Source organism: Microcoleus sp. F10-B2 (genome assembly GCF_036704965.1).
GTDB lineage: Bacteria > Cyanobacteriota > Cyanobacteriia > Cyanobacteriales > Microcoleaceae > Microcoleus.
In genome coordinates, this window is sequence record NZ_JAUBTB010000019.1 from 1,613 (window position 1) to 14,891 (window position 13,279).

At 46.1% G+C, this 13,279-nt stretch carries 12 protein-coding genes and 1 pseudogene; 6 read left to right on the forward strand and 7 right to left on the reverse strand.

What is annotated here, in order from left to right:
• Positions 1 to 406: 406 nt before the first annotated feature.
• Positions 407 to 1,891, reverse strand: coding sequence for a glutamate synthase small subunit (gene gltD, locus QUA99_RS09815; protein ID WP_333235981.1), 1,485 nt, complete (start codon positions 1,889 to 1,891; stop codon positions 407 to 409).
• A 526-nt stretch (positions 1,892 to 2,417) separates the two neighbouring features.
• Between gltD and QUA99_RS09820 the strand changes: the two genes are divergently transcribed.
• The 4 genes from QUA99_RS09820 to QUA99_RS09835 all read left to right on the forward strand — a co-directional run bounded on the left by QUA99_RS09820 (position 2,418) and on the right by QUA99_RS09835 (position 7,169).
• Positions 2,418 to 3,449, forward strand: coding sequence for a sulfate/molybdate ABC transporter ATP-binding protein (locus tag QUA99_RS09820; protein WP_333235982.1), 1,032 nt, complete (start codon positions 2,418 to 2,420; stop codon positions 3,447 to 3,449).
• A 216-nt stretch (positions 3,450 to 3,665) separates the two neighbouring features.
• Positions 3,666 to 5,609, forward strand: coding sequence for an ATP-binding protein (locus tag QUA99_RS09825; RefSeq protein ID WP_333235983.1), 1,944 nt, complete (start codon positions 3,666 to 3,668; stop codon positions 5,607 to 5,609).
• A 156-nt stretch (positions 5,610 to 5,765) separates the two neighbouring features.
• A complete protein-coding gene (gene cysE / locus QUA99_RS09830) occupies positions 5,766 to 6,497 on the forward strand; it encodes a serine O-acetyltransferase (RefSeq protein ID WP_333235984.1) in 732 nt (243 codons plus the stop codon).
• Between the two features lie 87 nt (positions 6,498 to 6,584).
• Positions 6,585 to 7,169 carry a Crp/Fnr family transcriptional regulator gene (locus tag QUA99_RS09835; RefSeq protein ID WP_333235985.1) on the forward strand — a complete coding sequence of 195 codons (585 nt, stop codon included), beginning with the start codon at positions 6,585 to 6,587 and terminating at the stop codon, positions 7,167 to 7,169.
• A gap of 11 nt (positions 7,170 to 7,180) precedes the next feature.
• Here the strand turns inward: QUA99_RS09835 and QUA99_RS09840 are convergent.
• Together QUA99_RS09840 and QUA99_RS09845 are read right to left on the reverse strand one after the other, a co-directional pair.
• Positions 7,181 to 8,394: pseudogene (locus QUA99_RS09840) on the reverse strand (RNA-guided endonuclease InsQ/TnpB family protein).
• Positions 8,395 to 8,758: 364 nt separating this feature from the next.
• Positions 8,759 to 8,995, reverse strand: coding sequence for a hypothetical protein (locus tag QUA99_RS09845; protein ID WP_333235986.1), 237 nt, complete (start codon positions 8,993 to 8,995; stop codon positions 8,759 to 8,761).
• 110 nt (positions 8,996 to 9,105) lie between these two features.
• On the opposite strand from QUA99_RS09845, the gene QUA99_RS09850 reads away from it, so the two are divergent.
• Together QUA99_RS09850 and cysK are read left to right on the forward strand one after the other, a co-directional pair.
• Entirely contained in the window at positions 9,106 to 9,543 is a 438-nt protein-coding gene (locus QUA99_RS09850) for an Rrf2 family transcriptional regulator (protein WP_333235988.1), read from the forward strand.
• 18 nt (positions 9,544 to 9,561) lie between these two features.
• Positions 9,562 to 10,539 carry a cysteine synthase A gene (gene cysK, locus QUA99_RS09855; protein ID WP_333235989.1) on the forward strand — a complete coding sequence of 326 codons (978 nt, stop codon included), beginning with the start codon at positions 9,562 to 9,564 and terminating at the stop codon, positions 10,537 to 10,539.
• Between the two features lie 171 nt (positions 10,540 to 10,710).
• On the opposite strand, the gene QUA99_RS09860 is transcribed toward cysK, so the two are convergent.
• The 4 genes from QUA99_RS09860 to QUA99_RS09875 all read right to left on the reverse strand — a co-directional run bounded on the left by QUA99_RS09860 (position 10,711) and on the right by QUA99_RS09875 (position 13,142).
• Positions 10,711 to 11,505, reverse strand: a complete 795-nt coding sequence (locus QUA99_RS09860; RefSeq protein ID WP_333235990.1) for a sulfite exporter TauE/SafE family protein — start codon at positions 11,503 to 11,505, stop codon at positions 10,711 to 10,713.
• 303 nt (positions 11,506 to 11,808) lie between these two features.
• Entirely contained in the window at positions 11,809 to 12,312 is a 504-nt protein-coding gene (locus tag QUA99_RS09865) for a hypothetical protein (RefSeq protein WP_333235991.1), read from the reverse strand.
• 172 nt (positions 12,313 to 12,484) lie between these two features.
• A complete protein-coding gene (locus QUA99_RS09870) occupies positions 12,485 to 12,721 on the reverse strand; it encodes a hypothetical protein (RefSeq protein ID WP_333235992.1) in 237 nt (78 codons plus the stop codon).
• A 19-nt stretch (positions 12,722 to 12,740) separates the two neighbouring features.
• Entirely contained in the window at positions 12,741 to 13,142 is a 402-nt protein-coding gene (locus QUA99_RS09875; protein ID WP_333235993.1) for a DUF202 domain-containing protein, read from the reverse strand.
• Positions 13,143 to 13,279: the final 137 nt, after the last annotated feature.

A 13,279-nucleotide genomic window follows, 5' to 3' on the forward strand; every position in this document is an offset into this window, starting at 1 on the left:
TTATTGGTAGGGTGGGGGCGGGTTTTTATAGATTGTTTGTATTCATCAAATATTGTTGGTAAAACCCGCCCCTACAGGCCTAATAAATTATCGGAATTTATTCACGAAAATTCTCCCAAATCCAGAGATTTGTAGGGGCGGGTTTCACCAACCCTCTATGCCTAAAAAAAACAATATAATAAACCCGCCCCGCCCAACGGTAAATCCGAATCTACATTTTTTTTATGCGATCGAACATCAGGTTAATCTGGGTTATTGGTAGGGTGGGGGCGGGTTTTTATAGATTGTTTGTATTCATCAAATATTGTTGGTAAAACCCGCCCCTACAGCGGATCGTAGGGGCGGGTTTTACCAACCATTTATGTTAGAAACCAACAATCTAATAAACCCGCCTCCGCTTGGGCGACTAAGGCAAATCAGTGCTCCCCATCAGATAAAGGTCGCACTCCCGGGCCACGCCCCGCCCTTCATTAATCGCCCAAACCACCAAACTCTGTCCCCGGCGACAGTCACCAGCCGCGAAAACTCCCGGAATGCTAGTTGTATATTTTTCGTGCTCGGCTTTCACATTGCTGCGCGCGTCGCGTTCCAATCCCAAGTCATCCAGCAACGGCTGTTCCGGGCCCAGGAAGCCCATCGCTAGCAAAACAAGCTGTGCCGGCAACACTTTTTCGGTGCCCGGAATGTGTTTCGGAATGAACTGCCCTTTCTCGTTTTTCGCCCACTCCACCTCAACGGTGTGCACGGCTTTGACATTGCCGTTTTCGTCGCCCTCGAACTGTGTCGCTGTGGTGAGATAGCCGCGGGGGTCGTCGCCGAATTTGGCTGCGGCTTCTTCTTGGCCGTAGTCGAGGCGGTAGACTTTCGGCCATTCGGGCCAGGGATTGTTGGCCGCCCGTTCCGAGGGCGGTTTCGGCAGGATTTCAAGCTGTACCAGGCTTTTGCAGCCGTGGCGAATGGAGGTGCCCACGCAGTCGGTGCCGGTGTCGCCGCCGCCGATGATCACGATATCTTTGCCTTCGGCGGAGATGAAGTTCTCGTCCGTGCTCTTGTCGAGAACTGCTTTGGTGTTCGCAGTCAAAAAGTCCATTGCGAAGTGGATGCCTTTTAATTCCCGGCCGGGGATGCCCAAGTCGCGGGGTTTAGTAGCGCCGGTACAGAGCACAACGGAGTCGTATTCTTTTAGCAGTTGTTCCGCTGGCAAGTCTTTGCCGACTTCGGTGTTGCAGACGAATGTCACGCCTTCGTCTTCGAGGACTTTGAGACGGCGCATTACGACTTGTTCTTTGTCTAGCTTCATGTTGGGGATGCCATACATTAGCAGGCCGCCCGGTCGATCGGCTCTTTCGTATACTGTTACCCAATGACCGGCTTTGTTGAGTTGCGCGGCAGCGGACAAACCGGCGGGCCCGGAACCGATAATGGCGATTTTTTTGCCGGTGCGTTTGGCTGGCGGTTCGGCGGTAATCCAGCCTTCATCCCAGCCTTTGTCGATTATTGAGGCTTCGATGTTTTTAATCGTGACTGGCGGATTGTTGATGCCGAGCACGCAAGCGCCTTCGCAGGGTGCGGGACAGACGCGGCCGGTGAATTCCGGGAAGTTGTTGGTTTTGTGGAGTCTGTCTAGGGCTTCTTTCCAGAGTCCGCGATATACTAGGTCGTTCCATTCGGGGATGAGGTTGTTAATCGGGCAGCCGCTTGCCATGCCGCTGATAATTGTACCCGTGTGGCAAAACGGAATGCCACAATCCATGCAGCGCGCGCCTTGGGTGCGGAGTTTGTCCTCCTCCATCGGCAGGTGAAATTCGTCCCAGTTGTGGACTCTCTCGACTGGTGAGAGTTCGGAGGGCAATTCGCGCAAGAATTCGATAAAGCCTGTTGGTTTTCCCATACTGGTGTTCTGGTTAGAATTTACTATTCTGGTAGTTTGTCAAAGCTGAAGCCTGTATGCTTATGAACTAACTATTGTCATATAAATTGTGGGCGATCGCACCTCAGATTGAGCAATTCCTACCTGAAATCTTCAATATCGCCGGGAGTCGGGGAATTGTCGGCAGCCGTAAAATATACAGCGACAGCAAAGAAAGCGGGTTTTTTACGGGGATTAAAGGTTTTAAAGGTTTTGATGCAGTATTTTCGTCCATCAAACCGGGTTTCTACATAATTTCAGCATTGCTTACTCTGGGACGATCGCACGTCACCGATAATCCCACATCTGGAAACGCTGACGGGTTAACTCTTCGGACCCGCCAGGGTCAACTTTCAAGCCCAGTCCCCATCAGGAGGCCATCGAGATCCAATACAAAAAGTTACACGGGTTGCAGAATAAATATTATTTTCAGGATATACTACTGTAACCCGGTCAGATAAGCGGAGTTAACTTGTTTCACTCAGTCCGAAAATAGGTAAATAGACTCATGAGCATTACAATTCATAATGTATCGAAACACTTCGGCTCGTTTCACGCAATTGACAACGTGAATTTGGAAATTAAAAGTGGCTCTTTAGTCGCGCTATTGGGGCCTTCCGGTTCCGGGAAATCGACTCTGCTGAGGATGATTGCGGGACTCGAACCGCCGGATAGCGGTCAGATTTACCTGATCGGGGAGGATGCTACCCAGCAGTCGGTGCAGGAACGGCATATTGGTTTTGTGTTTCAGCACTACGCTTTGTTCAAACACATGAGTATTCGGAAAAATATTGCTTTTGCGATGGAAATTCGCAAAGTTCCTAAAAACTCTATTAGCAGGCGAGTTGATGAACTTTTGGATTTAGTGCAGTTGACAGGTTTGGGCGATCGCTATCCTTCGCAACTTTCCGGCGGCCAGCGGCAGCGGGTGGCTTTGGCCAGAGCTCTAGCAGTTCAACCAAAAGTGCTGCTGCTAGACGAACCTTTTGGAGCATTAGATGCTAAAGTCCGCAAAGAATTGCGATCGTGGCTGCACAACCTTCACAAAGAAGTTAACATCACCACAGTTTTTGTGACTCACGACCAAGAAGAAGCTATGGAAGTAGCCGATGAAATTGTGGTAATGAACAAAGGTAGAGTCGAACAAGTTGGCACTCCTGCTGAAATTTACGACAAACCGGCATCAGCTTTTGTGATGAGTTTTATTGGGCCGGTCAATGTGCTCTCGAATGCTGCGGGTTTGTTCGCCAGCCACGCCCCAACGCCTCGCCATAATGGAGCCGCTCACTCGGACGTAGTGTTTTTGCGCCCCCACGACGTGGAAATTAAAACTAAGCCGGAGTCGGGTTTTGCATTAGCAACAGTCAGCCGCATCATTCATTTAGGGCGGGAAATACAAACCGAGTTAGTGTTAGAATCCGAGCAGGTAGTAACAGCTTACGTGAGTCGCGAGCGCTTCGATTCTCTACAGTTAACGCGAGATCAGCAGGTTTACGTCAAGCCCAAACACGCGATGACTTTCCCTGCTTATTCAATTTAAATCAACGGCTGTATCTTTCTCAAAATACTATCGGGAAGCTTCTACAACAAAACACTGCTGCTACATCGTTACCAGGCACGAGCCTGGTAATGCTGTCTCGTGGCTCTAAATCGGAGGCAGAGCCTCCTGAAATTCATTCCCAGGCAGAGGCTGGGAACGGGAAAAAGCTTCCTCCTGAAATTTTGAGGGAACCATAAAAAAAGGTCAGCGAAGAATATGAATGCTAACAAATTGTTCAATTTAGCAACTAGCACTTTACTTGCTTATCGCCGCCACATCCAGGCAGGATTAACACTTTGTGCAGGATTGGGACTGTCTGCGATCGCCTGTTCAGTCGCCTACAATTGGGAATACAAATCCATGCAAGCCGAACTGCAAGAGCGACTGGACAAAATAGCTACAGAGATTCAGAGAGATGTTAGCGGCAATTTAGAAATAATTCGGGCAGCAGGAGCATTTTACAGCGTATTTGACGGGGTTAAAAAACCAGAAATTAATACATTTGTTGGTACTGCCCTGTACCGCCATCCGAGCCTGAAGGCGATCGCTTGGCTGCCCCGTGTTTCTGAGTCGCCGCAATTCCTGACTGATGAAGTAGATTTAGGTTTAAATTTGACTGCCAATCGCCTAGCGTTAGAAAAAGCCGCAAAAAGACAAGAAATTATCGCGACTGACCGCCAAAACAGGTCTTCACAAACTCAACCAAGCGTCTTGGTCTTTATGCCAATTTTTAGTCAAATTTCTGCTGGTGATACCGCAGCCTTTCCGGAAAATTTTTCTGCTAGGGAACCCGAAAAATTGAAAGGTTTTACTCTCGGAGTTTTGCTGGTTGATGCTATTGTTAAATCTGCTTTACAGGAAACTAAACTCAACTTTATAAACGTGTATCTTCAAGATGCTATGGCTCCTGAAGCAGAAAGATTTCTCGCTTTTTACGAAGCGAAGACTAAAAGGATAATTACTGACAAAAATATTAAAAATAAACTCCAAATAGGGGAAAGAGCTTACTGCCCGGACGGCAGCAGTTGCACCCGCATTCTCAATATTGAAAATCGCAGGTGGTTGCTGCAACTGAGGCTAACGCCAGAGTACATTAATCCTCTAAGATTTTGGCGTTCTTTGACTGTTTTAATTTTTGGGACAATCTTAACTTTGGTGGCGACACTTTATCTAATGAGTTTGTTAACTTATACCGAAAAAATTGAAAAAATTGCAGCAGAACGCACGGCAAAATCTCAACAGCTAGAGCAAGCTTTGCAAGAATTGCAACAAACTCAATCTCAACTTATCCAGCAGGAAAAAATGTCTAGTTTGGGTTTATTAGTTGCTGGTGTCGCCCACGAAGTTAACAATCCTATTAATTTTATTTACGGCAATATCCACCACGCCAGCGCATATAGTAGCGATTTGTTGGAGTTGGTAAAACTCTACCAAAAACACTATTTATACCCTACGTCGGAAATTGCAGATCATTTAGAAAATATTGACTTTGACTTTCTCAGCAAAGATTTGCCGCAACTGCTGTCTTCGATGAAAATAGGAGCCGATCGCATTGTTCAAATTGTCAAATCTTTGCGGAATTTCTCTCGTTTAGACGAAAGCGAAATGAAACCTGTCAACATCCATGAAGGCATTGACAGCACTCTGCTAATTCTGCAAAGCCGCCTGAAAGCTACAGGCGATCGCCCGCCGATCGAGATTGTTAAAAACTACGGCAATTTACCTTTAGTAGAGTGCTATGCCGGACAATTAAATCAGGTGTTTATGAATATTCTGGCTAATGCGATCGACGCCCTTGAGAGTTACAACCTCGATCGCGGGCCCAAAGCAGCGAAATCCAATCCGATCGCGATCGCCATAACCACAGAATATTCACTCCCTGACAAAATAATTGTGCGGATATCTGACAACGGCCCCGGTATGGCAGAAAATGTCAAAAAACGGCTGTTTGACCCGTTCTTTACGACTAAACCAGTAGGAAAAGGGACAGGCTTGGGACTGTCAATCAGCTATAAAATTGTCGTAGAAAAGCACAAAGGTACGCTGCGCTGCGATTCGACACCGGGATTGGGGACGGAATTCTCGATCGAGATTCCGCGGCAGCAAGAAGTCAGACAAGCACTACCGTTTGTTTCGCGGAAAATATCGGAGGCAGCTTAGAAAGGGCTGGGGAAGGAAAAATTTTTTGCCATTAACTACTGTAATTAGGTCGGATTACAGTATTATATGTAATAATGCCACAATCAAGACTGCTTTAGGCAGCTTAAACCGTCGGCACGGCCGATACTGTATAACCAAAACACGGTGAGACTAAATATGTTCACTGACTTGCAAATTATTTACGAACGCGACCCCGCGGCGCGCAACTGGCTGGAAGTATTATTTTGCTATCCCGGACTGCAAGCACTTTTTTTGCACCGGATAGCACACTGGCTTTATTCCGCTGGTCTGCCGTTTGTGCCGCGCTTGATTTCCCAACTGAGTCGCTTTTTAACAGGTATTGAGATTCACCCAGGAGCAAAAATTGGTAGGGGCGTGTTTATCGACCACGGCATGGGGGTGGTAATTGGCGAAACTGCGATCGTGGGAGATTATGCTGTAATTTATCAAGGAGCGACCCTTGGCGGCACGGGTAAAGAAATAGGAAAACGGCATCCGACGCTGGGAGAAAATGTAGTCGTGGGAGCAGGTGCTAAGGTTTTAGGCAATATTCAAATTGGCAATAATGTTCGGATTGGTGCAGGTTCGGTAGTGCTGCGGGATGTCCCTAGCGATTGCACAGTTGTGGGAATTCCCGGCCGGATCATCCCTCAAAAAAAGCAGGTGGAAGATGCTCAAAATTCTCAAGGCATACCGGATTTGGAAGCTCAAGCAATTCGAGCTTTGTTCGATCGCATTAAGGAGTTAGAAGACCAGGTTAATATTTTAAAATCTCAACTATCTCCCCTAAAAGCAACTGAATCAGATCAAAAAGAGGCAGAAAAACATGAATTATTCATGTATTCTAATTTATTCATTACAGACTTTTTAGACGGTGCAGGCATCTAGTAAAGCTTTAATTTATATAGAGTTTTGCCCACAAGACTATCCTGCAGCCCTGGTACAAACTAACTTTAATTTATTCAGTAACTGGCTATGACTATTGCTTCTCTTTCCACTAAAACTTTTGATGAAACGAGCCGACATATATTTTCTCGCCGCTCGCACTTGCCCAACAGAAGCAATGCTTTGTGGCGAATTGAAACTGGAGTAGTGCGAACTGTAACGTGGCTTGAAGATGGCACAATTATCACCTTGGGATTGTGGGGGCCAGGTGATACGATCGGCAAACCGATATCAAAATGCGATCCTTTTCAAATTGAATGCCTCACTAAAGTCGAGGCAATTTTACTATTGGGCGAGCGCTGGCTAAATAGAGATATTTTGCTCACTCACATTCAGCAGGCTGAAGATTTTATGGTAATGCGAGGTTACAAAAGAGTTGATTTTATGCTCTATCAACTATTAACTTGGCTGGCTAAGAGGTTCGGTTCTGAGGTAGAGCGAGGACATCTGATCGATATGATTTTAACGCATCAGGATATTGCAGAAATTATCGGTACAAGTCGCGTAACTGTCACTCGCACCCTCGGTCATTTTGAGCAGCAAGGCTTGATCGATCGTCTGCCATTCCACCGGATTATTCTACAACCTTCGGAGGTGTGGCACTACGAAATTTGACACTCGCCTGCCTAAAGGCGAGGGGATTCTTGATTCGCAGAATCGACTTGCCGATGCAGAATTACTTCAACATCGGTAGCGGTCAATTCTCCACAAGCGTTCGGATCTAAAATCCAAGTTCCGGTGTGCCCCACCGTACTCAATCCCCGACTTAGAATATTTTTAGCGGCATTCCAATCACGATCTAATACGCATCCACACCGACAAGCATGGGTTCGCGTTGATAGAGTTTTCTTAACAATTGTTCCGCAGTTAGAGCATTCTTGACTTGTTCCATTGGCTGGCACGGCAATCGTAATTCTTCCGAATACTTTGCCGAAATATTCCAACCACACTCGGAACATATACCAAGATGCGTCGTTAATCGATTTCGCTAGACAGTGATTCTTCACCATATTTTTAATCCTCAAATCAACGCACGGCTACACAGTCGCTAGACTGGATCACGCCGGAGAGCCAATTTCACGGCAAAATCTTTACGTTGCCTACTTATTTTGAGGTGGCGCTTTCCTAAAATCACTCTAGCCTTTTTTCTATTTTGCGAACCCTTGACTCGTTTGGCAACTCGTCTTTGGGCTTTTTTTAACCTGCGCTCGGACTTGCGGAGAAATCGCGGATTTTCGACTGCAACACCATTGGAATCTGTGTAGAACTCTTTTAGTCCCACGTCTAATCCAATGGCGTTGCCAGTAATTTCAATCTTCTCAGAGCGGTCAACTTGAATGCAGAACTGGATGTAATATCCGTCTGCTCGCTAACCCGAGCGCACTCGCTTGATTTGACTGCGTTGGTAGAAATGCAAGTCGCGCGTTCCTTTTAATTTGAGTTTCCCGATTCCTTTCTTATCGGTAAAAGTAATAGATTTCCGGTCATCTGCCAGACGCCAGCCAGTAGTCTTGTATTCGACCGAGCGGTTGTCTTTCTGGAATTGCGGAAATCCTTTTTTTCCTGGGACTTTCTTTTTACAGTTGTCATAGAATCGGGAGATCGCCGACCACGCTCTTTCTGAGCTAGATTGGCGAGCCATGCTGTTTAAGTCATCGCAAAACGGGAATTCTTTAGCTAGAACAGCGCTGTACTTGTTTAAGCCGTATTTATCGACTTTTGTGTTTTCCATCCAAAAGCGCAATGCTTTGTTGCAGATGAACTGCACCGTTTTAATTGCTTCGTCTACAGCGTCAAATTGCTGTTTTTTACCGAATGCTTTGAACTCAAAAACTAGCATGACTTCGACCTCATCACGATATCTTTATGCTAGCTGGGCTGGCTTAATATTGCCGAATTATTCACAATAATATACAAACACAAGTACGGGCGTATCCCTAAATTAAGAGAAAGCCGTCCTAAAAGGACGGGGTTTTAAACCCAGTTTTGTGAGAATTTGCATTTATTAAATTTTCTCCTCCACTGGTCAATAAGTTCAAAACCAAGGGTGACGATCGCACTTGCTTTTCTCTTTTTCCTGATTTCTTTCTTCTCACAGCCAACAGATGCGGTATGTCGCACCTGTTGACTGCCGCCAAGTAGGTGAGTATTAATAAACTTAACGATGACACAGCATATATCCGCCTACCTACTTAGCAGTTACTTTAAGGGGGCGGTATTGCCTCTAAAATACTCGCTCCCTGCAACATTTGAGACTTTCGGACTCTACCCGCTTCTGGGTATTCCCAAGACGGTGCAAAGGGCGGAACTAAAAACGGGCAAGCTTTCCACCCACCCTGTACCGCCACGCCGAGCATCAGGCAGTTTCCGCCCCTGTGCCCGTGCTGCTCGTAATACCGACAGTGACGACAGCTTAAATTGCCTACATTTACGTTGCTCACATGATTTCTCCAACCGTTTTTATAATAAAAATATATTAACATCTGTACACCTACCGGAATTGTGTACTATGATATAGTGTACAATTTAAACTCGATCGCGAGTGGGGAATGTGGAACTATCTTCTAGAGTAGAATATGCCCTGTTAGCGCTCTTGGAACTGGCGAGCCACCACCCGAAGGATTCGCCCCTAACAGTGAACGAACTTACTGCTTCTGGTGAGATACCAGAACGCTATCTAGACCAAATTCTTGCAGTGCTGCGGCGTGCAAGTATCGTCCAGAGTCTGCGGGGCGCTAAAGGCGGTTATTTACTGGCAAAAGAGCCTTGGCAAATTACTTTGCTAGAGGTGTTTTCGACACTCGAAGGCGACGGCAGCAGCCAGACTCAAAAAGTTTCGGAATCTGTAACAATAGAAAAAACTGCGGTGCTAGAAATCTGGCAGGAAGCTCGACAGGCATCTTGGGAAGTTTTGGGAAAATACACATTACAAGATTTGTGCGAACAGCGGGATGTTCTGAAACAAGCACATCCCATGTACTACATTTAACTGGAGAGAAATTAAGCCATGAAAATTGCTAAGGATGTTACAGAAATAATTGGCAGAACTCCTTTAGTTCAGCTCAATAAAATCCCCCAAGCCGAAGGAGTAGTTGCTCAAATTGTGGCAAAATTGGAAGGGATGAATCCCGCTGCTTCGGTGAAAGATCGGATTGCGGCGAGCATGATTCAGGCTGCAGAAGATGCGGGGTTAATTCAACCGGGGAAAACTATTTTAGTTGAACCGACTTCAGGCAATACTGGAATTGCTTTGGCAATGATTGCGGCGGCGAAAGGCTACAGTCTGATTTTAACGATGCCGGATACGATGAGTTTAGAGCGCCGATCGATGCTGAAAGCTTACGGAGCTCGGTTGGAATTAACTCCGGGACATGAAGGGATGCTAAGCGCGATCGCCCGTGCGGAAGAAATTGTAGAAGAAACCCCCGATGCTTTCATGCTGCAACAGTTTCGCAACCCCGCTAATCCGAAAATTCACCGGGCAACCACGGCCGAGGAAATTTGGGAAGATACAGAGGGTAAAGTAGATTTTTTAGTGGCTGGAGTTGGCACCGGCGGTACGATTACTGGAGTTGCTGAGGTAATTAAACAGCGGAAACCGAGTTTTAGGGCGATCGCAGTTGAACCCGCCAGGAGCCCCGTGCTTTCTGGAGGCAAATCTGGTGCTCACAAAATTCAAGGGATTGGTGCAGGATTCATCCCGGAAGTGTTGAAACCAGAGTTAATTGATGAAACAATCGCAGTTAGCGACGAAGATGCGATCGCCTACAGTCGCCGACTAGCCAGAGAAGAAGGATTGTTGTCAGGAATCTCAGCAGGCGCGGCTTTGTTTGCGGCTATTCAAGTCGGCAAGCGTCCCGAAAATGCAGGAAAATTGATAGTTTTTGTGCAGCCTTCTTATGGCGAACGCTACCTCAGTACAGTCTTGTTCAAAGACTTAGAATTGCCGACAGTCAGCGAACTCGAAGCATTAATTAGCAATTAAGAGGACACGGCAGTGCCGTGTCCCTACCCCAAGGAGGACAAGGCGCAGGGCCCTGTCCCTACCCGGATTAATTGTAGGGACACGGCAGTGCCGTGTCCTGATTGTGGGTAACATTAACTCCGATGCTACCGGATTTGATATAAAATCTAAAATCCAAAATCGATTGAATTTTCAGACTTGATACAACTTCCAACTAGCCATCGCCAACATTCCGTAAATCACAAATTTTAGCGGGCGTTGAGGCATAATTTGGCATAATTTAGCCCCTACTAAAACTCCCGGCACCGAACCAAACCAAATTGGCAATACTAAACTCCAGTCTACTGTTCCGAGGCTGAGGTGTCCCAGAGATGTAAACATCAACAAAATGGCTGCCTGGGAAATATCTGTCCCCACCAATTTAGAAGTATCCAGGCGGAAAACAGCAATCAGCAACAGTGCAAACATCGAACCGGAAGACACGCTAGTGATTCCCACTATGCAGCCTAAAATTGCTGCCGCACTAACAGTACAAATACGGCCATAATTAGTATTTAAGTCCCATTCTGGGGTCGCAGGCAATTTAAATTTAGGGAAAAATGTTTTGACCACTAATTGGCTCAGCGATAAAGCGACAATTAGGGCGATCGCTACTCCGAGAACGCGCAGCAATATGCTGTCTAAATTCTGATTTCCGCTGGATTTGATGCAGTGTAAAATCCACACCCCAGTCAGCGAACCGGGCACGCTGCCCAAAGCCAGCCACTTAACTACTTGCAAGTCTAGGGTTTTTTGCTGCCAGTGTTTGAAGCCGCCAACAACTTTCATCAGTGTAGCAGCTACGACATCCGAACTAATAGCAATTGATGCCGGAATTTGGAAAACAAAAATTAACATTGGGGTGATGAGCGAGGCTCCGCCAACTCCGGTCAAACCAACGATAATGCCTACGAAAAAACTGAGAAACGATAGTAATAAGTAGTTCACGGTTATGCCCAAAAACTGTGTATTTAAGCGCTGCCAACCAACAAATAGATAACTTTGGCGGCTCCTGCCACACAGCAACACAGGCAAAATCTTACTCGCATTTCAATATTTATTACCAGAATTTTTGCTCTTCAACGCTTAAAATTTTACACGTCTTTAGCTACAACAATCTCGGTTAAACTCAGTAAATGCAATTAAACAAAGCTACAAAAAATGTAGTGTAAAAGCTCCCTGATTTTTTTATATTTACCTGTGTAACTGATTAAAAAGCCTAGATTCATTGATGGGTTTATCTTCTGCCTTCTACCTTGAACTGACTATCGTCATAGGTAAAACAGAGCTGAGGTTAACCGACTCTTTGCCTGCAAAGAAATCTGGAGTATCGAGAACATTAAAATGAATCAATGCCACAACGACAATTGTGAAGGCGGTTGAGGAAACTAAACCCGTCAATAACTCTTTTTTGAGGTTTTTTTCCTTGGGTTTGTCTGCAAAAACATCTACTGCCCCGAATTGCATCAACAGAATTCCAGCAATATTGGAAAGCCAGTAGCCGACAATTGTGCCAGGAAACAGTAAATCTGGGGAAAGCCCACTACAGATATACCCAAAGGCGTAGGCAATTGGCAGATTGAAAAATATGTCGTTCCACCAACACAGCGGTGATAGCAAATATCCAATTCCCAGAAGTAACCCGCCTCTGATTTTTTTAAACCAGACTTCCTTAAAACCCTTAGCTTGTGGCAACTGTTGGGTCAGTTGTCCTGCAAGCTGGTACTCTTGACTGACTTTTTTAGCGTTTTCCACGAAAATAGCTCATAACTCGATCGACTTACCGTAGTTTAGCAGCAAAGCTGAATTATGTCTAGTAAGTCAATCGACTTACCGTATTTTGTTGTCGATCGGCTCAATCTACTTTCTTTCGGGTACAAAAATATCGATGAGGGAGAGGTTGTTGAGAATGCTGGCTGGTGTCTGTTTAGGCTGAGATCGAGAAATTGAAAGCTTCAGGCAAATGCTTGACAGTTTGCCAAAGATATGCAGTATCGATGCCCCAGTAATATTGCAGGTAAACGAGCAAAAGCCCGATCGCGACTGTCACGCCTAGCAATTTAGGGACTATTTTCGCGACAGTCTCGATCACTACGAATGCTGCCCAGATAGCAGCACCTAAGATGAGAATGGAAGCGATCGTGGCAACTGTATCGCTGTTCATAATTAACTCCTGTTGACAATCAATCGGGTATGACAGAACTACTTGGGCTCAGGGCGATTGCCAAAATCGAATAAATTACTCCAATTCCCAATAAGCCCACAGCAAAACTGAAAAATAAAACCATGGCGTCTGGGGGATTGTAGGTATCGCGGTCAATTTGGTGGCGAACGGTGAAGTAGTGCTTAGTTGAGATTAAGACTGTCACCCAACCTATTAGAGAGAAGATTAAACCCAACTTCCACCCCATCGCCTGACGGTAATGTACGGGCATTTGCACGACGCGAAGTCGGATGATGACGACGCCAAAAGCCATGAGGGCGATCGCGGCCCGCATCCATGCTAAGAAGGTGCGCTCATTTGCCGATCGATCGATCGCCCGCGACAGATTTTGCTGCTTTGGTTTCTCATCATCTACTTGCATCGGTTTGAACTGACATCTTGCAGCAATATAAATAAGAGGATTTTTCGTGGGGTCGGGCGGGTTTATAGAACCTATTTGCAAGCTTTAAGGCTGTTGGCGAACCCGCCCCTACGGCTAATTGAGAATGGTGAAAGATC

Excerpts from the sequence above, each read along its gene's own strand:
- QUA99_RS09825 (WP_333235983.1), top strand. The coding sequence starts at position 3,666 with ATGAATGCTAACAAATTGTTCAATTTAGCAACTAGCACTTTACTTGCT.
- QUA99_RS09820 (WP_333235982.1), top strand. The coding sequence starts at position 2,418 with ATGAGCATTACAATTCATAATGTATCGAAACACTTCGGCTCGTTTCAC.
- cysK (WP_333235989.1), top strand. The coding sequence starts at position 9,562 with ATGAAAATTGCTAAGGATGTTACAGAAATAATTGGCAGAACTCCTTTA.
- gltD (WP_333235981.1), bottom strand. The coding sequence starts at position 1,891 with ATGGGAAAACCAACAGGCTTTATCGAATTCTTGCGCGAATTGCCCTCC.
- QUA99_RS09835 (WP_333235985.1), top strand. The coding sequence starts at position 6,585 with ATGACTATTGCTTCTCTTTCCACTAAAACTTTTGATGAAACGAGCCGA.
- cysE (WP_333235984.1), top strand. The coding sequence starts at position 5,766 with ATGTTCACTGACTTGCAAATTATTTACGAACGCGACCCCGCGGCGCGC.
- QUA99_RS09875 (WP_333235993.1), bottom strand. The coding sequence starts at position 13,142 with ATGCAAGTAGATGATGAGAAACCAAAGCAGCAAAATCTGTCGCGGGCG.
- QUA99_RS09870 (WP_333235992.1), bottom strand. The coding sequence starts at position 12,721 with ATGAACAGCGATACAGTTGCCACGATCGCTTCCATTCTCATCTTAGGT.